The organism is Bacteriovorax sp. PP10, from assembly GCF_035013165.1.
GTDB classification, from domain to species: Bacteria; Bdellovibrionota; Bacteriovoracia; order Bacteriovoracales; family Bacteriovoracaceae; genus Bacteriovorax; species Bacteriovorax antarcticus.
Map to the genome: position 1 here is coordinate 592,462 of NZ_JAYGJQ010000002.1, position 25,036 is coordinate 617,497.

Genomic DNA, 25,036 nt, shown 5'->3' on the forward strand with positions numbered 1-25,036 from the left:
ATGAGGGGTACTTTGATGTCATTTCGCTCTATCAAATCAACATTTCTAATTGCAGTTTTAATGCTGTCGTTTTCTTGTGGGAAAAGTAAAGAGCAAGAAGTTAAAGATGCTATTTTAAGTGCGAATATTTATCTAAGTACAAGACAGTGTCAGCCAGCGATTGATTTACTTGAATCAATGGGAAGACAAAATACTAATGCTCTTTATTTAAAAACTCTATCGACAGGTTATGCATGTAGAGCAGGCTATTCGACAACTTCTTTTTTCGCTGATGATATTTCAAAGACTGCAACTCCATCACCACTTGGTGGAATGACGACTTATAAAACATCACTTGTGACAACGACATCTCCTTTAACCGATGATTCAAGCTTTAGAGATTTACAGACTGCTATTGATATCTTGCTTTATGCTGGAGGAATTGCGGAAACCACAGATCCAAGCGCCTCTGAACGAGCGAAGCATTTTTCTTTTAATCAGGCCGGTGATATTAACTCACAACTTGCTTTTATGATGTTAGTGCAAACTGGAAAATTAATGAAAGTTTATGCTGATACAAATGCTGCTGGCGTGAAAGGTGGTGGAAGTGGATCTAATACGTGTTTTACAGATTACACAACGACAGATCCTTTAGTAAAGGCCTATCTCTTAACAGGTAACACTGGTGTATGCGTAACAGACAATTCTTCTAATACTCAGCTAGCTTTAGGTGTATCAGACCGTCGCAAAAGATTATGTGAAGGGACCGTTTTACTTAATAATATTCTAGATATTCTTCCAAGCGTAATTGCAACAGCGGGTGGGGGAAAGTTGGATGACATCACAACAATCACAACTCAAATTAATGCCAAGAAAGCGGCCCTTGAAGGAATTGATCCAGACTTTACTCCCACAGCAACAGTTTTAAGCCAGACTAATTGTGAAAATGATTCAGATATAGATGAAATAACACTCTCTTCTTATTATGCAGTTTTCTTCGAGAGTTTAGTCAAATAATGAAAAAAACCTTCTTAATTCTATTCATCTTACTGAGTAACACTGAAGTTTTTTCTCAAGAGATTGGTTACATCGGAAGAAGCCCTCGCGCCCAATTAATGGGAGATGCTTACACCGCAATTGCTGATGACGAATACACTTTATTTTATAACCCAGCTTCATTGGGAAGAAATAAAGGCGTATCTCTTACACCGATTAATCCAAGTCTCGGTGGAACTAATGCTATAAAAGATACAGATAGATTCAAAGATTTTCCCAAGAGTGATCCTTCGGCGATTGCCGATAGAATTTTAAATTATCCGGTTTCTCTTCAGGCATCAGTTTTTCCAGGTTTAAAAATGGCAGGATTTGGAATGAGTCTCTTTGCCAGTTCAAAAACGAACATGGTTTTAAGAAATGCCATTCATCCAATCTTAGATGTTGATTACCGTTATGACCGTGGTTTTATCGCTGGATATGCTCATAATATTGGAAGTGGAGCTTTTGCTTCAAGAATCAAAAAATCAGCTAAGCAAAAAATTGTAACCGGGCAGAGAGTTTCATTTGGGATCGCCGTTAAGCATATCAACCGTGAAGGGATGAGTGATCAATACGATCTTTTTGGAACGACACTACTTAATAAGATCAACTCTGGATCAACTAGCATGAGCGATCTTAAAGAGGCCTTAGGTTACTCAAAAGGAAAAGCTTGGGGAGTAGACCTTGGAACAGAGTACGCTTACGCTCGCGGACGCGGCCTTTTCACAGCTGGTTTCTCAATATTAGATATCGGTGACACTCGTTTCAAAAAGACTGAAGGGATTGGAGAAGTTCCCAATCAAGCAATGTCGATCAATACAGGTATCGCTTATAAAGAAGACTTCGGATTATTCGACTACACATTATCCGCAGATCTTCGCCCGTTAAATAGCACCGAAGCCTTCGCACGCAAGTTTCACTTTGGTTCTGAATTCTCTTTTCCTCTCATTACATTGAACGCCGGATGGAGTGAAGGTTATGTTTCTTACGGTGGATCAGTTAAGTTATGGCCAGTAAAACTCACTGCCGGATTCTACGGTATCGAAGTGGGTTCAAAATTCCGTGAACAGGAAGCCAAAAGATTCATTGTTTATATTAGTCTTTTTGACTTTTCTTTCGACATCTAATTCTCTACAATTTTTATCAAGAGACATCGAAATCAAGTAAATTAACTGACTGTTTCGCTCTGTCTTTAATACACGGAGGTATTGTTGAAAAAGACTTATGTACTGGACACTAACGTCCTTCTTTTTGACCCTGCTGCATTTAGAAAATTTGGCAAAAATACAGTCTTTATCCCTCTTATCGTTATCGAAGAAATTGATCGTTTCAAAAAAGATCAAAATGAGAACGGAAGAAATGCGAGAAACTTTTCACGCTTCATTGATGATTTAAGATCTCAAGGTGCACTATCTAATGGTGTAACTCTAGAGAGCGGTGGAACACTTATTGTGTCTGTCGATCTTTACGTAAATGATAAATCACTTCCAATTGATGTAACTTTAAATGACAACTTGATTCTGTCGAGTGCCCTTGCTCTAAAGCTTAAAGGTGAAGACGTTCTTCTTGTTACTAAAGATATCAACCTTCGTTTAAAAGCAGATATCTTAGGTGTTCCGGCAGATGACTACGGTCAGATGGATGTAACGTTTGAAGAGCTTTACTCTGGGCAAAGAACTTTTGAAATCTCTGGTGAGAGATTAAAAGAATATGAAGCCAATCGTTTTCTTGCACTAGATGAAGATGAATCTTTAGGTGTTTTTCCTAACGAATATTTTGTTCTTCAAGAATTTCACAATCCAAGAAGAAGACTTCTGGGAAGATTCCACGCTGGGAAAAAAGGAATTGTTCCTCTAATTTCTCTTCGTGAAGGTATTTGGGGAATTTACCCAAAGAACGTTGAACAACAATTCGCCCTGGATTCTTTATTAAATGATGAGATCGCTCTTGTGTCTCTAGTTGGTAAAGCTGGTACTGGTAAAACATTATTAGCAATCGCAGCTGGTCTTGAAAAAGCAATCGTTCAGGGGAAATACTCTCGTTTACTAGTTTCTCGTCCAATCCAGCCGATGGGACGCGACCTTGGTTATTTACCAGGTGACGTAAATGAAAAGTTAGCTCCATGGATGCAGCCGATTTTTGACAACATGGACTTCCTATTCAACCAGAATAGAAAACAAGCAGGGACTTCATACGAAGAACTTATCAACCAAGGTATGTTACACGTTGAACCTCTGACTTATATCCGTGGTCGCTCGATCCCAGGTCAGTACTTGATTGTCGATGAAGCACAGAACTTGTCTCCGCACGAAGTAAAAACAATTGTTACAAGAGCGGGAGAAGGAACAAAGATCGTATTAACAGGTGACCCTCAGCAGATCGATAGTCCATACCTGGATGAAACGAATAATGGTTTAGCTTACGTTGTTGAACGTTTAAAAACTGAAGATATTATTGCTCACACAACATTAAGAGTAGGTGAGAGATCTCCACTATCAGAAGTGGCCTCAAAACTTCTATAAGGTTTAAATGTCTGATCCGCGACTGCAAAGAAAATTTTTACGTGCTCCCCTTAAATCAACTGCACTATATGTTGATGGGGAGCATGTCTTTAAAGCACGTACACTGAATCTTTCAGAAGGTGGACTGCTGTTATCTGAACTTCCACATATTCCTGAAATCAATTCTCTTCCAATTGCTGTTAACCTGATTCAGTATCCGCGTTTTCAGGGAATGTCGCTTGATGATGTGAAACAACTTTCAACTGATGATTTCGCACGCACAATTATTAAAACGAAAGTGCGTATGGTGAGATCATTTGAAAATCAAAGTAACGTTGATAAAGTTTTTATCAACTTTATTGGATGTGAGTTTTACAATCCTGATCCGGAGTTTAAACTTGCAGTGTTTTCTTATGTAGAAACATTCGCTAAGAACACAGTTTATCTTTTAAGTTTATTTGAATCGCTCGGGAATCGTACTGAGCAATTAGAGCTCTTAAGAAGTGTGGCCCATCTTCTAGGTTATGATCGTCGAATGAAGGTTCCTCTCTTACGAGCGAAGGTTTTACACGATTATCAAAGTCTCGGAAGTCTTTAATAAATCATTCGGTATACAAATAAATTAGACGCAAATTAAGGACTTTGAGAAGTGATGCTCATTTGTAGGGCTATTGTCCGGATAAATTTTCCTCATTCCACTAAGCATAATTTTGCTTATCCATGAAAATACAGGAACTCTTAAGATTGTAAATAAATAATATTAAATAGATACCTACGTATAGGTTTTTCTAAGGTCATAAAATTAATTTTGTTGTTTATATTCCATGAAAATAAACAGGATTCGACGATAATCATAATTACTATGGTTAAAATAAAAACGATTTATCGACATCAGCTATTTACCTTTTTGACCCTCACGCTATCAGTCTTTATAGCAGGATGTGTTCCTAAGAGTAAGATCTCAGTCAATATCCCCAAACTAGGAATAACTGATTTAAGTATCAGTATTACAAATGTTAAAGTCGTTAATCATCAAATCATCATTACTGGACATAATCTAAATACAGTTACTAATTTCAAAATACGTGAAGGTGCAACTAATAATGTCCTTCAGATCGAATCACAAACTAAAACTTCACTTGTGGCCAATACTATTTCGAACGTAACTTTTGCGGCCGGAAGAGTGTTTGATTTTATTTTATCGAATGCTAGTGCAGCTTCAACTTTTACAGTTGATTTCTCTCTTTGTGATTCAACACTTGGTGGAAAGAGCATTGCTTGTAATATTGCACCAACAGACAAACAAGTTTTATCTTATGATGCTGCCACAGGAAAGTGGAGACCTCGTTCGGTAAATGGACTTGGTTATAAAGGAGTATGGGGTTCACTTCCAGCTCTACCGGCAGTCGGAGCATTAGTTCCAGGTGACTATTTTATTATTAATGTTGCTCATGGTGCATTCAACGTTGGGGACTGGATTGTTCTTAATGATGATGGTGTGACATTTGAGCAGGTTGAAAATTCAACAACAATCGTAAGTGTATTTGGTAGAAGCGGAGCTATCGTAGCTACTAAAAACGATTACCACTTAGATTTAATGGGTGATGTCGATTTAACGACGAGTCCTCCGATTGTAGGAGATGGTCTTGTCTATAATGGTGTGAAGTGGGTTGCTGGACCTGTGACTAGTGCCGGAGCAACTGGGGCCGCTGGAGGAGACTTAAGCGGAACTTATCCAAACCCAACAATCGGTAACAATAAAATTACAGATGCTCATATTGCAAACGCTGCGATCTCACAAACAAAGATCAATGGTCTTGCGACATCACTGTCCGGAAAAGAACCAAGCATTACAGCAGCAGCAACTACAACGTATTTTCGTGGCGATAAAACATTTGTCACTTTAAATACAACTGTAGTTGCTGAGGGGACAAATTTATATTTTACAAATGCCAGAGCACTTGGTGTTCCGCTAGCAGGATTTAATAATGCTTTAACGGGACAAGTGGCCGCAACGGATTCAGTACTGCAGGCATTCGGAAGAGTTCAAAATCAAATTAACTCTCTGACTAGTGGTGGATCAAATTATTTAATTAAAAATGCTCCGGATACTTTATCGGGTGCAATCTCTCTTACGAATGTCATCACTGCCACAGGCGCAGGTGACATTGTTGTTAACAGCGTTCCTCTAACAATGACTTCGGCAGTTAATAAAACTTATGCTGATGGAAAATTAGACAAAACTGCAGGTGGAACTGTTGCTGGTGTTGTGACTCTTGATAACGATTTAAAAGTTAAAGGTGGAACGAATTACGTGACAATTAAAGGTCATGCAACTTCTGCCAATTATAATTTAGTACTACCTTCAACAGCTGGTACAGCAGGATATGTTTTATCAACTGATGGAAGTGGAAACACTTCATGGATCACTGCCGCTGGTGGTGGAGCTCCAACTGGAGCTGCAGGTGGAGACTTAAGCGGGACTTATCCAAACCCAACAATCACAGCACTTGATGCTGCTAAAGTTGGTGGTGGAGCCGTTTCAAATACAGAGTTCAGTTATCTTGATGGAGTGACGAGTTCAATTCAAACTCAGTTAACTGCAAAAGAGCCAGCGATCACAGCTGCTGCAACGACAACTTATCTTCGTGGTGATAAAACTTTCGTTACTTTAAATTCAACAGTGGTTCCAGAAGGAACAAATTTATATTTTACAAATGCCAGAGCACTTGGACTTGTCTTAGCTGGTTTCGATAATACGTTAACAGGTCAAGTGGCCGCGACTGATACAATGTTGCAGGCATTCGGAAGAGTTCAAAATCAAATTAATTCACTTTCAAGCGGTGGAACAAATTATTTAATTAAAAATGGCCCGGATACAATCTCTGGAGCGATCACTCTTACAAGTGTGATCTCTGCGACAAGCACAGGGGATTTACTTGTTAATAGTGTTCCTCTTACATCAACATCAGCAGTGAATAAGACTTATGCTGATGGAAAATTAGATAAGACTGCTGGTGGAACAGTTGCTGGAGTGGTGACTCTTGATAATGATTTAAAAGTTAAGGGTGGAACGAATTACGTGACAATTAAAGGTCACGCAACTTCTGCCAATTATAATTTTGTTCTACCTTCAACAGCAGGTACGGCCGGATATGTTTTATCAACTGATGGGAGTGGAAACACTTCATGGGTAACAGTTGGTGGTGGAGGCGCTCCATCAGGAGCTGCAGGTGGAGACTTAAGTGGAACTTATCCAAACCCAACTATCACAGCACTTGATGCTGCTAAAGTTGGTGGTGGAGCCGTTTCAAATACAGAGTTTAGTTATCTTGATGGAGTAACGAGTTCAATTCAAACTCAGTTAACTGCAAAAGAGCCAGCGATCACAGCTGCTGCAACGACAACTTATCTTCGTGGTGATAAAACTTTCGTTACTTTAAATACAACAGTGGTTCCAGAAGGAACAAATTTATATTTTACAAATGCCAGAGCACTAGGACTTGTCTTAGCTGGTTTTGATAATACGCTAACAGGTCAAGTGGCCGCGACTGATACAATGCTGGAAGCATTCGGAAGAGTTCAAAATCAAATTAATTCACTTTCAAGTGGTGGATCAAATTATTTAATTAAAAATGCTCCAGATACTCTTTCAGGGGCCATCTCTCTTACTAACGTGATCACGGCCACAGGCGCAGGTGATATTGTTGTTAACAGCGTTCCCCTAACAATGACTTCTGCAGTTAACAAAACTTATGCTGATGGAAAGTTAGACAAGACCGCTGGCGGGACAGTTGCTGGTGTTGTGACTCTTGATAATGATTTAAAAGTTAAAGGTGGAACGAATTATGTGACGATTAAAGGTCACGCAACTTCTGCCAATTATAATTTAGTCTTGCCTTCAACAGCTGGTACAGCAGGATATGTTTTATCAACTGATGGAAGTGGAAACACTTCATGGATCACTGCCGCTGGTGGTGGAGCTCCAACTGGAGCGGCCGGTGGAGATTTAAGTGGAACTTATCCAAACCCAACAATCACAGCACTTGATGCTGCTAAAGTTGGTGGTGGGGCCGTTTCAAATACAGAGTTTAGTTATCTTGATGGAGTAACGAGCTCAATTCAAACTCAATTAAATGCAAAACTATCTGCTGAAACTGATCCGTCGGTTACAGCTTTCGCCAAGGCCGCTCTGCCAAATTGTTCTGCTGGCCAGGTTTTAAAAGGTGATGGAACAAGTTTAACTTGTGTGACTGATAATGCCGGAGCAGGAGCGTACACAGGTGGAAATAATTTTGTTGTTGTAACAGATGGGTCAGGAGCTCTTAGTGACTCAACTATAACAACTACCAAGTTAGGTTATTTAAGTGGTGTGTCTTCTGACATCCAAACTCAATTAAATGCTAAACAAGCTACGATCAGTAAAACAACTACACAAGATGTAAGTAAGATTCGTATCTATGGCGCGAACGCTACAAATTACGTAGAGCTAACAGCTGCGACATTAACAGGAAACAGAAGTCTTATTTTTCCAGATTCAGATGGAACTAATGGACAAGTTTTATCTACAAATGGTTCAGGTACTTTAAGTTGGTCAACTGTAGGTGGCGGTCCAACTGGAGCTGCTGGTGGAGACTTAAGCGGAACTTATCCAAACCCAACGATCACAGCACTTGATGCTGCTAAAGTTGGTGGTGGTGCCGTTTCAAATACAGAGTTCAGTTATCTTGATGGAGTAACGAGTTCAATTCAAACTCAGTTAACTGCAAAAGAGCCAGCGATCACAGCTGCTGCAACGACAACTTATCTTCGTGGTGATAAAACTTTCGTTACTTTAAATACAACAGTAGTTCCAGAAGGAACAAATTTATATTTTACAAATGCCAGAGCACTAGGACTTGTCTTAACTGGTTTTGATAATACGTTAACAGGTCAAGTGGCCGCGACTGATACAATGTTGCAGGCATTTGGAAGAGTTCAAAATCAAATTAATTCACTTTCAAGTGGTGGATCAAATTATTTAATTAAAAATGGCCCGGATACTTTATCTGGTGCAATCACTCTTACTAATGTTATTACAGCATCAGGTGCAGGGGATATTATTGTTAACAGTGTTCCTCTAACAATGACTTCGGCAGTTAACAAAACTTATGCTGATGGAAAGTTAGATAAGGCCGCTGGTGGAACAGTTGCTGGAGTTGTGACTCTTGATAATGATTTAAAAATTAAAGGTGGATCAAACTACGTGACGATTAAAGGTCATGCCACTTCTGCTGCTTATAATTTAGTATTACCATCTAGTGCTGGAACAGCAGGATATGTTTTATCAACTGATGGAAGTGGAAACACTTCATGGATCACTGCCGCTGGTGGTGGAGCTCCAACTGGAGCGGCCGGTGGAGATTTAAGTGGAACTTATCCAAACCCAACAATCACAGCACTTGATGCTGCTAAGGTTGGTGGTGGGGCCGTTTCAAATGCAGAGTTCAGTTATTTAGACGGAGTGACAAGTTCAATTCAAACTCAGTTAGCTGCAAAACAAGCTACGATCAGTAAAACAACTACACAAGACGTAAGTAAAATTCGTATCTATGGTGCCAATGCTACAAATTACGTAGAGCTTTCAGCTGCGACATTAACTGGAAATAGAAGTCTTATTTTTCCAGACTCAGATGGAACTACCGGACAAGCTTTAACGACAAATGGTTCTGGTGTATTAAGCTGGACAACAGTAAGTGGTGGTGGTGCTCCGACTGGAGCTGCAGGTGGAGACTTAAGCGGAACTTATCCAAACCCAACAATCACAGCGCTTGATGCTGCCAAAGTTGGTGGTGGGGCCGTTTCAAATACTGAGTATAGTTATCTAGATGGAGTAACGAGCTCAATTCAAACTCAATTAACTGGAAAAGAACCTGCAATCACTGCAGGAACGACAGCACAATATCTTCGTGGTGATAAATCGCTTGCAACTTTTGCTACTGATGTAAGAGCAACAACTCTTACTGGATTATCATCGACAGCAGGAACAATTGCAGCAGGTGATACTGTTCTCGCTGCATTTGGAAAAATGCTAAACACTCAGTCTGATTATGTTTCTAAATCTGGTTCTACTACAGTTACCGGAAGTTTTAATATCGTAGGGATCACGGCCTTCTTAAATATTCCTACTCCAACTGGAGCAACGCTTAATGAAGCGGCCAACGTTGATTATGTAAAAACATATGTAGATGCTTATGGGCAGTGGACGAAGAGTGGAAGTGATGCTTATCGCTCAACTGGTAACGTCAGTATCGGTTCAACTCCAGTGACAAATACAAAACTAAACGTTGAAGGACAGATAAGATCAAAATCTTTTTCTGGGACTACAGGGGCCATCGATTGGGCCAATGGGAACTCAGGAACAACTAGTTATAGTTGTGCTGCAAACCTAACTTTCGCCAATCTTCGTGATGGTGGTAGTTATATTCTGGCCGTCACTAGTACAGCGACGACTCAATGTAGTTTTAGTACAACAACAACAGGTGATGATGCTGGAACCGTTTCTTATCGTTTTATTCCAGCAAATGCTGTTCGAACAGCAAGTACACATACAATTTATTCATTACAAAGAATTGGTTCAGTTGTCTATGTTTCATGGATAACAGGATTTTAAATGTTAAAATATATTTCAATTTTTTTATTTTTCATTAGTACTAATCTTTACGCTCAAAGAGTGAATATTGGTTTTTGGAAACCTGCTGCTACAGTTAGTTGTACTGTAACTTATGGGCCAGCCGTTAGTGTAAATGGTGAAGTTAGAACCATGTTAGTTGATGGAACAACAACTTATATCGGTGGAAGTTTTACAACTGTTCAAGGTGTTGCTCGAAAAAATCTAGCAGCGATTGATTCTACAGGTGCTGTATTACCTTTTAATCCTAATGTGAACGAAAGAGTACAGGCATTAGCAATGTCTGGAACTACGTTATATGCTGGCGGATATTTTACCGCGGTAAATGATATGATTGATACTCAGGGGACTCAGATTAATGCTGCTGGAGTTGTTAATACCGCTTTTCCATCAGTGAATGGATTTGTCGGAGCTGCTATTCCCGATGGAGCTGGTGGTTGGTATATCGGTGGCTATTTTACTCAGGTTGGAGGTGTTGCTCGCAATAGAATAGCTCGAATCAATAGTGATGGAACTCTTCATCCTTTTAATCCAAATGCTAATAATGATGTTTATACTCTAGCTCTTTCTGGAACAACTTTGTATGTAGGTGGAATTTTTACAAATATCGCCGGCGTAGGACGAACTCGAATAGCTGCGATTGATACAACTCTGGACACTGCTAATGCGACAGCTTGGAATCCAGGTGCAACAGGTGGTTCAGGTTACGTTAATACCATGATTGTTTCCGGTACAACTTTGTATATCGGTGGAAAATTTTCAACGGCAGGTGGAGTATCAAGAACTAATATCGCGGCACTTGATATGACAGTTAACACTTCTAATGCGACAGCTTGGAATCCTGGTGCGAATAGTGACGTATGGACGATGGCACTCTCGGGTACAACTTTATATGTCGGTGGAAAATTTTCTACACTTGGCGGGGCAGCCAGAAATAGTCTAGGGGCAGTTGATACAACCATTAACACTGCGAATGCGACTGCGTTTAATCCAGGTCCAAACAATTCCGTTAGGACGATATTAATTTCTGGGACAACTTTATATGTTGGTGGATATTTCAATAGCATTGGAGGCCAGTCAAGGTATTATATCGCGGCCGTTGATACTACAACTTCTAATGCGACAGCTTGGGATCCAGATGCATATGATTACGTCGAAGGTTTAGGACTGTCTGGTACAACTTTATATGTCGCTGGAAGTTTTAAATTAATCGGTGGGCAAACAAGAAGTGGATTAGCGGCCCTTGATACAACTGTTAATACTAATAATGCGACATCGTGGAATCCAAATGCCGGTGGTGACGCTTTTACAATAGGAATGTCTGGCACAGATGTATATGTCGGTGGAAACTTTACAAGCATCGGTGGAACAATAAGAAATTTCGTTGCAGCGTTTGATACAACAGTTGCCACGGCCAATTATACAGCTTGGAATCCTGGTGCAAATGGCTTTGTCTATGCACTCACTTTGTCCGGCACAACATTGTATGCAGGTGGAGGATTTTGGAAGTTAGGAGGATCAAATCGTAATTACATTGGAGCTCTGAATACAGGAAGTAACACTGCAACCTCATGGAACCCAAGTGCAGATTGGTATATTTATTCTTTAGTACTTTCCGGGACAACTATGTATGCCGGTGGAGAATTTACAGTAATCGGTGGGCAATCAAGAAGTAAAATAGCAGCACTGAATACAGCAAATAATAATGCAACTTCTTGGAACCCATATGGAGATGATTTTGTTGAAACGATGGCACTTTCTGGGACAACTATGTATGTCGGAGGAAATTTTACATATCTCGGTGGTCAATCAAGAAGTAAAATAGCAGCGCTGGATACGACAGTTGCTACAGGTAATGCGACAGCTTGGAATCCAGGTGCAAATGATTTAGTGATGGGTGTAGCAGTGGATGGTACAAAATTATATGTCGCTGGGAAGTTTACAACCATAGCTGGAGTCACAAGAAATCGATTAGCGGTTCTTAATACAACAATTAATACTAGTAATGCGCTAGCATGGGATCCCAATGCAAATGCACAGATGAATAACGTAACGGTGAATGGGGCAACTTTGCAAGCAGGAGGAATATTCACTTCGCTCGGAGGTTCTGGTACTCGCGCAGGATTTGCAACAATGAATACTTGCCCTTAAAAATTAATTACTCAAGAATACTGTTGTAAAATAAATATTTTTCTCTTGATTGCAATTAGTTCATAACTCAAACTATATAAAACATCTGTGAACGCTTCAAAGTTCACATACAATTTATTCATTTAAAAAATTAGATTAGTTTTTTATATTTCATGAATTAAAGGATTTAAAAATGGCAAAATTTTTTGCAATTTTTTTAATTTTGATAAGCACAAATCTTTACGCTCAAAGAGTTAATATTGGATTCTGGAAAGGAACCGCTCTTCCAAGTTGCACTGTAACTTATGGCCCGGCAGTAAAAGTAGTTGGTGAAGTTAGAACCACGTTAGTTGATGGAACAACAACTTATATTGGTGGTGAGTTTACAACTGTTCAAGGTGTTGCTCGAAATAATTTAGCCGCGATTGATGCTACCGGAGCAGTTCTACCTTTTAATCCTAATCTAAATGGTTTAGTGCAGTCATTGCAAATGTCAGGAACTACCTTATACGCTGGTGGCATGTTTACAACTGTTGGCGATTATATGGCGACCCAAGGGGCCACTGTTAATTCTTCTGGAGTTGTTAATATCGCTTTTCCTGCAGTTACTAATGGAAAGATCTCTGTTGTAATACCTGATGGAGCAGGTGGCTGGTATATCGGTGGTAATTTTACGAAGATTGGACTAGCAACTCGCCGTGGAATCGCACGCATCAATAGCGATGGCAGCTTACATAATTTTGCCTCCAATACTAACGGTACAGTTATGGCCTTAGCTCTTTCTGGAGGTACGTTATATGCCGGCGGGGACTTTATCGTTATTGGGACTCAAGGTAGAAATAGAGTAGCAGCACTTGATGCAACCACGGGAACTCCGACAAGTTGGAATCCAAATATAAATGGTGATGTTTATAGTTTAGCAATTTCGGGCACAACTTTGTATATCGGTGGGGATTTTACAAGGGTAGCTAGCACGGTAGTAAGAAATAGAATAGCGGCACTTGATACAACAGTGGATACTGGTGTTACGACAGCGACAGCTTGGAATCCAAACGCAAGCGGCATTGTACGTACTTTAGCGATGTCTGGCACAACCTTATATGCTGGTGGGAACTTTGTCACAATTGATGGGCAATCAAGAAATTATCTGGCCGCACTCGATACAACAGTTACTACTAGTATCGCGACTGCTTTTGATCCCAGTCCTAATAGCGAAGTACATACGTTATTGCTTTCTGGTACAACTTTATTTGCAGGTGGATTTTTTACAAGTATTGGGGGACAGGCAAGAAATTATATAGCGGCCATCAATACAACACTTAACACTGCCAATGCGACAGCTTGGAATCCAAACGCAGGTTCTTACGTTGAAAATTTAGCACTTTCTGGCACAACTTTGTATACAGCAGGACAGTTTCTCAGCATCGGTGGGAAAGTAAGAAACCGACTAGCGGCGCTCGATACAACAGTTGATACAAATAATGCGACAACATGGAATCCAAATCCAAACAACACTGTCTGGGCCGTAGCGGCCTCTGGTTCCGATGTGTATGTAGGTGGAGATTTTTTACAAATTGGTGGAACAGCAAGAAATCGCATCGGTGCATTTGATACAACTATTAATACAAGCAATATGACATCGTGGGATCCTGGTTCAGATGGTTTAGTTTATACACTCTTGGTGTCTGGATCGAATATATATGCAGGTGGAGAATTTTTAAATATTGGTGGAGCAGCTCGAAATAGAATAGCTGCAATTGATTTGACTACTGGGGCCGCGACAGCTTGGAATCCAAATTCTAATAATAAGATTTATACACTGGCAATGTCCGGTACAACTTTGTATGTAGGTGGACAGTTTACTAATATTGGTGGGGCAGCTCGAAGTAGAATTGCTGCTCTTGATACAACCACGGGAGTTGCGACAAGTTGGAATCCAGACGCTGCTGATTATATTGAAACGATGGCACTCACTGGAACAACCTTGTATATCGGAGGAGATTTTACATTAGTTGGTGGGCAAGTAAGAAACCGATTAGCTGCTCTCGATACGACTGTTGATACTAATAATGCGACAGCTTGGAATCCCAACGTAAATTCGTATGTAACGGGTCTCGCAGTTAGTGGGACAACGGTATATGTCGGTGGAGGTTTTTCAACTATAGCGGGAGTCACAAGAAATAATATAGCGGCGATTAGTACAATAACTAATAGTAGTAATGCGCTGGCGTGGAATCCAAATGCAAATACAGATGTAAATAACATAACGGTGTCAGGTACAACAGTAATGGCCGGAGGATCTTTTACTACGCTTGGTGGATCCAGCACTCGAGCAGGCTATGCAACTATGAACACTTGTCCTTAAAAAATAAAAACACTCAGTTATTTATATTCACAAAAGAATATTTTATCCTTGATCGAAATTAGTTCATAGCTCAAACTATGTTCAATACATTTTCATATCAAGGATTGATATTTATGAAAGCTCTCACTCTTGCGACAGTATGTCTTCTTGCAACTTCTTCTTATGCTCAGGATACTTATAACCAGCCAGCAATGCCGGTAGCGAATCCAACACCAGCTCCAACGACAACAACAATCATTACGCCTGCACCTCAGGCCGCTCCAGTAGTTCTACCAGGACCTCCTCCTGTTCCTCAAAATCAGGCCGTTGCTCCTGCTGTATTTTACGCTCCAGCATCAGGAGATAGAACGGTAACTCCTCAAGCTTTGGAAGTTGAAGTGCCGGTGTACGCACCTTCTCAAATAAAAGCTAAAGTACAAAAAATTTATACAGAAATATCAACATCGCAATTTTTCGTAGAGCTTAATCCACTAAGCTTAAAAATTTCAACACTGGATTTTCAATCCAATTATATGGAAGATGGAAATCGTGCACTGGAGTTTGATACAAATGATTTTAAGGCCCGCTTAGTGCCTCTCGATTTTAAATTTGGATTTGAAAATCAGGGATGGGGGAGCTTTGCAGAGGTTCTCATTTCTGATGGAGAAGACTCTTCGGATCTTACTATTTATGCAAAACTTGGAGAACACAAACTTGGTGGAGGAATGGTTTTAAGCAGCTACGATTATGATGCAAAAATTAAACGTTTTGGAGCGACGACTGGAACAGGTTCAGCTAATTCAGTGGAAGTCGGATCCTATTTCTATGCTTCATTTCAATTAAGCAATGACGATTCTATTTCTGTTGAACAATGGAATAAGATTGGTGGTTTTTATGAAGATACATCAGGCGGTGGCGTGACGGTTAAAGGCGTTTCATTTGTCTTTAATCCTGCTTTAGATATTATGTTCAAAATCAATCCCAAGCTGCAAATTGGTACAGGGATGGAGTTTGAATACAGAAGATTTAGTGGCGATGTTCAAGTGAATAGTCTTCCAAAACGTGATGGAGTTGGAAATTCATTCAGCTTTGAATTGAATCTGATTAAAACAAAATTTCTGTTTTAAATCGGTTTAGAGGGCCTTTGTGGCCCTCGTGATAATACAGTCGCGCCCATCAATTGCAGGCCGATATAGAGCTAGTAATGGCTTTTCAGAGTGCTTTTAAAATTGAATTGAAATAGGTGAGTGATTGATTAGAAATTCTCTTCCTCTAATGGTCAGAGGAAGAGAGTTGCCACTTCTTAGTGAAGCTTGTCTTCGATAGATTTCTTTAGATCCTTAACCGAGTCTGCCAGGTGTCTTGATTCTTTTTCCAAACGTAACGTGAACTCATTCATCATGACTCTCGTTTTAGAAAACAGGTCTTCCACTTCTTCACTGCGCTTCAACTGATCCATCAGGCTGTCTGATTCGTTAATAAGATCATTGAAACTTAAAACTTTAAGGTAATCAGAGAAGTTTCCTTCTCTCTTTTGGTTTTTCCACTGATCTAGTCTGACTAGATTTTCCCCGTCGATATTCATTTGTTCCCATCCCCCAAAGATTTGTCAGTCCTTATCCACCACCCAGGACGACTTTTCAATTTTAATTTCGGGGACTGAAGAAATTACAAGATAAGTTCAAGGTAGCTAAGAGAAATATTGTAGAAAACCATTTTTCCCTATGAAGAATTTACTTTCTAATTAAGAATTCCTTTCTCTAAACTTTGATTGTGTGTCTTCAAAAGTTGGTTTTTGACCAAAAAGGTGAGGAATGAATCAGGTCAGATGCAAGTTTGAGTGCTTTGATCAGGCCTTGCATTCATTAAACTCGATAAAATATAACTAGGGAAAGGTAGGTTCGCAATTGCTAGAACTTCCTCTAAATGTCCATAAAAACCTGAGAAACTAGGTACTTATACCTTGTCCTTTTTTGTTAAAAGAGTAAGCTTTATATCTAAAGATCTTAGAGTCCTGTGCCGATAAATTAACGAAATGTAATAAAAAACGAATTAACCGTTTCCGTGGAGAAAAAAATGGATCCAAAAGCCTATATTCCTAATCCAATTGTTATTGAACAAACTGCGAGAGGGGAGAGACAATACGATATTTATTCAAGACTTCTTCTGGATAGAATCGTGTTTTTGGGAACAGAAGTTAACGATACAGTAGCTAACCTTCTGATTGCTCAGATGCTTTTTCTAGAACAGTCTGATTCAGAAGCGCCAATTCACTTTTATATCAATAGCCCAGGGGGATCGGTTTACGCTGGTCTTGGGATTTACGATATTATGCAACACATTTCATGCCCGGTTTATACGTACTGCGTAGGTATGGCCGCTAGTATGGGGTCTTTACTTTTAACTGCAGGAGCAGCAGGATTCAGACATTCAATGCCACATTCGCGCATTATGATTCACCAGCCATTAGGTGGAGCACGCGGACAGGCTTCTGACATCCAGATTCAAGCAAATGAAATCCAAGATCTAAAGAAGCAATTAAATGGTATCTACGTTCGTCACTCTTCATCAGGAATGACAATGGATAGAATTGAAAAAGAAACTGACCGTGACAACTACCTTAGCCCATACAAAGCAATTGAACTTGGGTTGATCGACGTTGTTATTGATAAATCAGAAAGAAAAATTAAAAAGTAATTGAGAAAATATAAATAGGTCAGTTGTGTTTCGCGAGTATAAGGAAAATTAAAATGACAAAAGAAAAAGCAAATTTCGGAAGTGCTCTTCACTGTAACTTCTGTGGGAAATCACAAAAAGAAGTTAAAAAGCTGATCGCAGGTCCAGGATGTTATATTTGTGATGAATGTATCGAACTATGTAATGACATCATTTTTGAGGACTCTCAAAAAAGTAGTGCAAAAGCAGTAGTTGATAATGTTCCTAAACCTCATGAGATTAAAGCTCACTTGGATAACTATGTTATCGGTCAGGACAGAGCTAAAAAAATCATCTCAGTAGCGGTTCACAACCACTATAAGAGAATTGCTCACAAGACTGGTGACTCACGTAAAGGTGATGCAGTTGAACTGGCGAAATCAAACATTCTTCTAGCGGGGCCAACAGGTTCTGGTAAGACGTTGATCGCTCAGTCACTTGCAAAATTCCTAAACGTTCCTTTCGCTATCGCTGACGCTACTTCATTAACTGAAGCAGGGTACGTAGGGGAAGACGTTGAGAACATCATCCTTAACCTTTTACAAAACTGTGACTTCGATGTTGAGCGTGCTCAACGCGGAATCGTGTACATCGATGAGATCGATAAGATCGCTCGTAAATCTGAAAACCCATCGATCACTCGTGACGTTTCAGGTGAAGGTGTTCAGCAGGCACTTCTAAAAATCGTAGAAGGAACGATTGCTTCTGTTCCGCCAAAAGGTGGACGTAAGCATCCTCAACAAGAATTCATTCAAGTTGATACAAAAAATATCCTTTTCATCTGTGCGGGAGCTTTCGTAGGTCTGGATAAGATCATCGAAAAACGTATGACGAAAAGACCAATGGGATTAATCGCTGAGAAATCAGAAGCAGAGCAATCTGTGATTGAAAAACTTGGTGGGATCGAGCCTGAGGATCTTTCAAGATTCGGTTTAATTCCAGAGTTCATCGGACGTCTTCCAGTAAACGCTATGCTTACTGAACTAGATGAAGCCGCTCTTGTTTCAATTTTAACTGAGCCAAAAAATGCTCTTACAAAACAATACGCAAAACTTTTTGAGTACGAAGGGATTGAACTAGAGTTCGAACCAGCAGCACTTAAAGAAGTAGCTCGCCAGGCACTTGATAGAAAGACCGGAGCACGTGGTTTAAGAGCGATTTTAGAGCAGTCTATGTTAGATGTTATGTACGATGTTCCAGCAAACGAAAAGGTTTGTAAGGTTATCATTACTGTTGAATCAGTAACTGGTAGAGGAACTCCGAAAGTTGTTGAAGGGCCAAGAAAAACTCCAGCTGTAACATCGGGAACAGCGACAGTAGCTCCGAAGAAAAACATCGAATCAGCTTAAGTTTACAAAAATTAAAATGATTTCAAAGAGGCCACCTTCGGGGGGCCTTTTTTTTTGAGTCGCGATCTAGTTAACATGAATTAAAAGCATTAAATATGCCCTTAAAGGCCACAAACGATCTGACAGCGATAAAATGGTCTAAGATGGCCAATAAGCAGCTAAAAAGGGCCCACACACTTACAAACGATAGAAAACAGCAACTGAAGCCAAGTTAATGAGATTCTAATTAAAACTCAAAAAATGGTCATAAATTTAAAATGTTTTTTTTTAAAGCATACTCATTTATGAATGAGTTTATGAAGGAAACTTGACAGTTGTGCACCACTAGTAAAAAAATCAAAAAAATAATTTTTTCTTCCTATAAAAAGGCCACTTTGAGAGGCAGTTTTATTCTAAACTGAATTTGTCAAAAATTAAGTTTCAATTAATTTTTTCACTATGACCCTTAACCGATAATGATTAAGTACAGAGAACATACAGGGGATATTATGTTTAAAAACAAAAGTTTGAACTTCAAATTGAGAGCTTCTTTTGGATGCTTAATTTTATTACTTCTTTTTATCGGTGGAGTGAATATTCAGATGTTGAAAAAGACTTCATCTGAGTATGAGCATGTAACGAAGATAAACCTTCAAAACTCGATTTCACTAAAAAACCTTGATTCAGGTTCGCGTGAAACTTTAAGAAGAATGCTTCAATACACTATAAGAGGAAATGAAGAAAAGGATTTTGAAAGAATTGATAAGGCCATTGCTGAGCAATTGGAAATTTATGAAAAGGCCCGTGTTAAATATGAAGCAGTACCTTTTGTAGAAGGTGAAGCAGAGCTTTATAAGAATGTGAATGATAACTGGCAGGCGATGCAACCATTGTTTAAAGAGATGCCTCAATATGCAAAATCTAAGAAAGAAGAGGATCAGATAAAGTTTGGAAATATGTATAGACATGATTTAAAGACATCTCGAGACTCTTTTTTCGCAGCACTTGATAAATTAACAAATTTTCAAATTCAGCAATCAGAAATCTGGTCAGCAAAAGCAGAAGAGACATCGGCCATGGCAGATAAGATCACGATGGTTACAGTGGCCCTTGGAATTATCTTTGGAAGTTTTATTGCCTACTTTATTTCAACTGGTCTTACAACTCAGCTTCGCAATCTGGCCATTAGTTTATCAGAAGGATCAGAAACGGTGTCGAAAGCGTCAGATAGTATCGCCCATTCAAGCGAAGAGCTTTCTTCAAGCGTAAACGAGCAGGCCGCTGCAATTCAAGAGACAACAGCTTCTACAGAAGAGCTCTCGGCAATGGTAAAAAAGAACCAGGAAAATGCTTTTCAATCGAATATTGTTTCTAAGAAAAGTGCTGATGCGGCCAATCTTGGAAAGCAATCAGTTGAACAAATGATTACGGCCATCGAAGATATCCACCAGTCAAACCAAAACATGATGACGTCGGTTGAGCATAGTAACTCTAATATTGAAGAGATCATCAAAGTTATTCATGAAATTTCTAATAAGACTAAAGTCATTAACGAAATCGTTTTTCAAACTAAGCTTCTTTCATTCAATGCTTCAGTAGAAGCAGCACGTGCGGGAGAACATGGAAAAGGATTTTCGGTGGTAGCTGAAGAGATTGGAAATCTGGCAACTATGAGTGGAACTGCTGCTCAGGAAATTGCTACAATGCTTGGAGAGAGTACAACAAAAGTTGTGTCAATTGTTAACACTACTAAGTCAGAAGTGGGAGCATTGATGGTCGAAGGAAAGAAAAAAGTTGAGATGGGAATCACTGTCGCAAAACGATGCAATGATGTTCTCGATGATATCGTAGGGCACGTTCAAGAAGTCGATACGATGGTCTCTGATATCACTGTTGCTTCAGAGGAGCAGAGTAAAGGGATTATCGAAATTTCAAAGGCAATGGGACAATTAGATCAGGCCACACAAATGAATGCGGACTCTTCAAGACAGATGGCCTTCTCTGCAGAAGAGCTTTCCGGGCAGTCTCGCAAGTTAAATGGGCTTGTAGAAGACCTGAAGAACACCGTCGAGGGTAAAGTAGGCTAAAAAATTCACAGTTAAATTCAGTCGGATATAGGTGCATTTTTGCACCTATACGACTGGTTTTTATTCAACTTACACTTCCTTACAATCTGCCCCTACAAACAAATTCAGGAAATACATTTAGTTAGCGTGTAGATGGTTTTAATACACTATAAAAACTAGTCATATTCAATTTGTTTTATTGTCGAAAAAAAGCAATTTATACCATTTCTTTTATTTTGCAAAAGGAACGATTTATATGTCATCATTTTATTAGACCCTCCATATCCCAAAAGGAAATCAGGAAGTGAGCCTAGGGATAGGGAGGAGGTAACAAATAGTGCAGGAGGTACTATGTCTCAAGGTTTTTCAGAGTCTAAAAAGTTCCCATTATTACCACTTAGGGACATGATCATTTTTCCACACATGGTAGTACCTCTATTCGTGGGGAGAGAAAAATCAATCTCTGCTTTAGAAGAAGCACAAAGAAACAACAATGAAATTTTTCTAGTCACACAAAAAGACGCCAGCGTTCTAAATCCGGACCGCGAAGATATCTATGAAACAGGTGTTGTAGTCAACATCATTCAGATGCTTCGTCTTCCAGACAATACTGTAAAAGTATTGATCGAAGGAAAGTACCGCGCAAAAATCAAAACTTTTGAATCGGGTAGCGAAGGCTATTTCGCGGAAGTCGAGAAATGCGTTTCAGAAACGAAGGACCCAGTTACTCTTGAAGCTACCATCAGAAGCATCAAAGGAATCTTTGAACAGTATGTGAAGCTAAATAAGAGAATTCCGCCTGAGCTTTTGATGAGCATTTCTTCGATTACGGATCCTTCTCGCTTAGCAGATATCATGGTTGCTCACTTAACTATGAAAATTTCTGAGAAACAAGAAATCCTTGAAGCAGTTGAAGTAGGAAGACGTTTAGAACTTCTACTTGAAAAAATGCAAGGTGAAATCGAAATCATCAACGTTGAAAGACGTATCCGTACGAGAGTAAAAACTCAGATGGAAAAGTCGCAGAAAGAATACTATTTGAATGAGCAAATGAACGCTATTCAAAAAGAGCTTGGGCAAAAAGACGACGGTAAGACTGATATCCAGGAAATGGAAGAAAAGCTTGCTGCTAAGAAAATGCCAGAAGAAGCTCGTGAGAAAACTGCGAAAGAAATTAAAAAACTTAAATCAATGTCTCCAATGTCAGCTGAATCAGCTGTTGTTAGAAACTACGTTGATTGGATGCTTTCACTTCCGTGGGATGAGTACACTACAGATAACAACTCTGTTGCTCGTGCAAAAGAAATTCTTGATGACCACCATTACGGAATGAAAGATGTAAAAGAAAGAATCACAGAATATCTTGCTGTTCGTTCACTTCTAAAAGGTGAAGGAAAAGGAACTATTCTATGTCTATCAGGACCTCCAGGTGTTGGTAAGACATCTATCGCTAAGTCTCTTGCTGAATCTCTAGGAAGATCATTCCAACGTATCGCCCTTGGTGGAGTACGTGATGAATCTGAAATCCGCGGACACAGAAGAACTTACGTAGGAGCAATGCCAGGTAAGATCATGATGGCCATGAAAAAGGCCGGAACATCTAATCCACTTATCCTATTAGATGAGATCGATAAAATGTCATCTGATATGCGTGGCGATCCTTCAGCAGCAATGCTTGAAGTATTAGATCCTGAGCAAAACAAAAACTTTGCTGATCACTATATCGAAGTTGAATACGATCTTTCGAAAGTTATGTTCGTAATGACAGCTAACGATTTAGGAAAAATCCCAGGTCCACTAAGAGACCGTATGGAAATCATCCATTTATCTGGTTACACTCCACAAGAGAAACTAGAAATTGGGAAACGTTACTTACTGAAAAAAGCAGTAGCAGCTAACGGATTAACAGAGCACGAAGTACAAATTGGTGATTCATGTATGACTGATGTCATCCGTGGATGGTCAAAAGAAGCTGGTGTTCGTGAGTTCGAAAGATTGCTTAACACTGTAGTAAGAAAAATCGCTACTGAAGTTGTAACGAAAGAAGTACCAGCTGGGAAAAAATTCAATGTAACTTCAAAACAACTTGCTAAATATCTTGGACCTCGTCGTTTCGACCAGACAGATATCGAAAGCGGAGCTCAAGTTGGTCTGGTAAACGGATTAGCATGGACGTCAGTTGGTGGTGAACTTCTTCACATTGAAGTAGTAACTGTAGAAGGAAATGGAAAAATCCAAATCACTGGTAAGTTAGGTGAAGTAATGCAAGAGTCGGCGAAAGCAGCTCTTTCTTACGTGAGAGCAATCTCTCCAAAACTTGGAATCAGTGCTGAATGGTATACAAAGAACGATATCCATATTCACGTACCAGAAGGAGCGACTCCAAAAGACGGACCTTCAGCGGGTGTGACAATGGTTACAGCTCTAACATCAGCGATCACGGGAATTGCAGTTCGTCAGGACGTAGCAATGACTGGAGAGGTGACAATTAGAGGTAGAGTACTTCCAATCGGTGGTCTAAAAGAAAAACTTCTTGCTGCTAAACACGCAGGAGTTAAAACGGTTATCATTCCAGCTAGAAACGTAAAAGATTTAGCTGATATTCCTGAAGAGATTCAATCAGGACTGGAAATTTTTCCATGTGACCATGTAGACCAAGTATTAAAAGTTGCTCTAGATCTTACGAACCCAGAAAAGTTCCTTCAAGCAGTTACTCCGAACCTTACGGTTGTGGAAGGTGCAAGAGGAATGGAAGTCGCTAACTAAAATTTTCTGAAACACTTTTTTAATAATCGGGCCTCCTTTGGGAGGCCCTTTTAGTTTGTGATACATACTTCATGTTACGATAAGGTATGACTCAAGTATTAATTGCATTCAATGACAATCAGCTACTCGCCAATGAAATTCAATCCTACCTTTCTGAAAGTTTTGGATTCGAAGTTATCGTACGCTACGATCTTTTAGACACTCTAACCATGTTAGAAATATTTTCTGAAATAGATATCGTTATCTGTACTGAAAGTTTCTCCACTAAAATTTTTGAAAACCTGATTAAAAATTACGAAGAATCCAAAAAGGCCATCGATGTCCTGGTATTAGGAAATGTGAGAACACCTTACCCACAGGCCAGGTCAATTAAGTATCCATCAAGTCCAAGAAAGATCATTAATTCACTAAAAGAGATTTTAGGTATAAAGGACGAAGTAGAAGAGCAGGGCGATGTTAAGTTGCGCACCTTAGTTGGTGAAGCCCCGGCAGCGATAACATACTCTGCTATTAACAGGCTCTATTTTAAAGAATTACATCAAGTAAAATTTCCTTTCAATGTTTATAGCAGAATAAAAAAGAATAGCGGGTTTGAGTACCTCTTAAAAATTTCAGCAGGGGCGACATTATCAGAAAATGAGATGGAAAGGCTGATGCTTCGAACAGGTAAAGAATTTTTCGTCATGGATAAAAACTTTGAAGAGGCTTCTTTATTTTTGCATGAAAATTTAATGAATAAGTTTCATCAAGAAAATATAACAACTGAAAAAAAGATGCATCTCAACTCTGATTGTTTTGAAATCATTATGGATCTTTTTAAAAATGAAACAATAGATAAGTCGATTTCTATAGTTGTAAAACAACTTATTAGTTCATGGAAGCAGGCAATCGTCGATCCGGAATCCTTGAATAACTTTATAAGTAACCCCATTAATAAAAAACTGTTTTATGGTTACAGACATAGTTATATGACTTGTTTGTTAATGCTTCAGTGCTCTAAGCATTTTGTCTTCAGGATTGAAAGAATCGAAATTAAAATGCTCTATCTATGTTTATTTCATGACATGACTCTTCAAAATGAACGCCTGCTAAAGCTTCATCATAATTTCGAAAAAGAACGTGGACAGTTATCCGAAGAGGAAATGATTATAGTGCTAGAGCACTCTCATCGGGCAGCGCTCAAGTTGGAGTCGATGATCAATTCTCCAGAAGAGCTGATTTCGCTGATTCGAGAACACCATGGAATGAAGAGTGGCAAAATGTTTGCGGATAATCTTAGTTTAAGTATTTCACCGTTAAATATGGTTTTTATGGTGGTTGAGGATTTTGTCACAAATTTCATAAATGCTTGGGATAAGTCAGCGGATGAGAATTTAGCACAAGAGCAGATAGGCGTGATAGTAAATGAGTTAAAAGTTAAATACAGTAAACTAATTTATAAAGATGCAGTAGATGCCTTAGAAAAAATAGTGAATGCCGGATAACTAATTACCCGGCATTCA

General features: G+C 39.3%; 14 protein-coding genes. 13 read left to right on the plus strand and 1 reads right to left on the minus strand.

The genetic code is table 11. The features are described from left to right. The first annotated feature begins 15 nt into the window (after nt 1–15). The 8 genes from SHI21_RS12810 (at nt 16) to SHI21_RS12845 (ending at nt 15,786) form a co-directional block, all read left to right on the plus strand. On the plus strand, nt 16–996 hold the full coding sequence (locus SHI21_RS12810) for a hypothetical protein (protein ID WP_323576990.1): 981 nt from the start codon (nt 16–18) through the stop codon (nt 994–996). Then, nucleotides 996–2,141 (plus strand): hypothetical protein, encoded by a 1,146-nt coding sequence (locus SHI21_RS12815; protein ID WP_323576991.1) that lies wholly within the window; start codon nt 996–998, stop codon nt 2,139–2,141. The genes SHI21_RS12810 and SHI21_RS12815 overlap by 1 nt, the downstream gene beginning before the upstream one ends. Before the next feature lie 84 nt (nt 2,142–2,225). Beyond that, the gene (locus SHI21_RS12820) at nt 2,226–3,536 is read left to right on the plus strand and encodes a PhoH family protein (RefSeq protein ID WP_323576992.1); all 1,311 of its coding nucleotides are present in this window, start codon (nt 2,226–2,228) and stop codon (nt 3,534–3,536) included. 7 nt (nt 3,537–3,543) lie between these two features. Next, nucleotides 3,544–4,113 carry a PilZ domain-containing protein gene (locus SHI21_RS12825; RefSeq protein ID WP_323576993.1) on the plus strand — a complete coding sequence of 190 codons (570 nt, stop codon included), beginning with the start codon at nt 3,544–3,546 and terminating at the stop codon, nt 4,111–4,113. A gap of 264 nt (nt 4,114–4,377) precedes the next feature. Beyond that, entirely contained in the window at nt 4,378–10,167 is a 5,790-nt protein-coding gene (locus tag SHI21_RS12830) for a beta strand repeat-containing protein (protein ID WP_323576994.1), read from the plus strand. Then, the gene (locus SHI21_RS12835; protein ID WP_323576995.1) at nt 10,168–12,336 is read left to right on the plus strand and encodes a delta-60 repeat domain-containing protein; all 2,169 of its coding nucleotides are present in this window, start codon (nt 10,168–10,170) and stop codon (nt 12,334–12,336) included. A gap of 172 nt (nt 12,337–12,508) precedes the next feature. Beyond that, nucleotides 12,509–14,680 carry a beta strand repeat-containing protein gene (locus tag SHI21_RS12840; RefSeq protein ID WP_323576996.1) on the plus strand — a complete coding sequence of 724 codons (2,172 nt, stop codon included), beginning with the start codon at nt 12,509–12,511 and terminating at the stop codon, nt 14,678–14,680. A 113-nt stretch (nt 14,681–14,793) separates the two neighbouring features. Beyond that, nucleotides 14,794–15,786 carry a hypothetical protein gene (locus SHI21_RS12845; protein ID WP_323576997.1) on the plus strand — a complete coding sequence of 331 codons (993 nt, stop codon included), beginning with the start codon at nt 14,794–14,796 and terminating at the stop codon, nt 15,784–15,786. A gap of 176 nt (nt 15,787–15,962) precedes the next feature. On the opposite strand, the gene SHI21_RS12850 is transcribed toward SHI21_RS12845, so the two are convergent. Then, nucleotides 15,963–16,244, minus strand: coding sequence for a hypothetical protein (locus tag SHI21_RS12850; RefSeq protein WP_323576998.1), 282 nt, complete (start codon nt 16,242–16,244; stop codon nt 15,963–15,965). 491 nt (nt 16,245–16,735) lie between these two features. Between SHI21_RS12850 and SHI21_RS12855 the strand changes: the two genes are divergently transcribed. The 5 genes from SHI21_RS12855 (at nt 16,736) to SHI21_RS12875 (ending at nt 25,018) form a co-directional block, all read left to right on the plus strand. Next, nucleotides 16,736–17,356: an ATP-dependent Clp protease proteolytic subunit gene (locus tag SHI21_RS12855; RefSeq protein WP_323576999.1), complete on the plus strand. Its 621-nt coding sequence runs from the start codon at nt 16,736–16,738 to the stop codon at nt 17,354–17,356. A 53-nt stretch (nt 17,357–17,409) separates the two neighbouring features. After that, a complete protein-coding gene (clpX, locus tag SHI21_RS12860; RefSeq protein ID WP_323577000.1) occupies nt 17,410–18,723 on the plus strand; it encodes an ATP-dependent Clp protease ATP-binding subunit ClpX in 1,314 nt (437 codons plus the stop codon). 488 nt (nt 18,724–19,211) lie between these two features. After that, nucleotides 19,212–20,789 (plus strand): HAMP domain-containing methyl-accepting chemotaxis protein, encoded by a 1,578-nt coding sequence (locus tag SHI21_RS12865; protein WP_323577001.1) that lies wholly within the window; start codon nt 19,212–19,214, stop codon nt 20,787–20,789. Nucleotides 20,790–21,119: 330 nt separating this feature from the next. Further along, nucleotides 21,120–23,534: an endopeptidase La gene (gene lon / locus SHI21_RS12870; protein ID WP_323577002.1), complete on the plus strand. Its 2,415-nt coding sequence runs from the start codon at nt 21,120–21,122 to the stop codon at nt 23,532–23,534. Nucleotides 23,535–23,743: 209 nt separating this feature from the next. After that, nucleotides 23,744–25,018: an HD-GYP domain-containing protein gene (locus SHI21_RS12875; protein ID WP_323577003.1), complete on the plus strand. Its 1,275-nt coding sequence runs from the start codon at nt 23,744–23,746 to the stop codon at nt 25,016–25,018. The last annotated feature ends 18 nt before the right edge of the window (nt 25,019–25,036 follow it).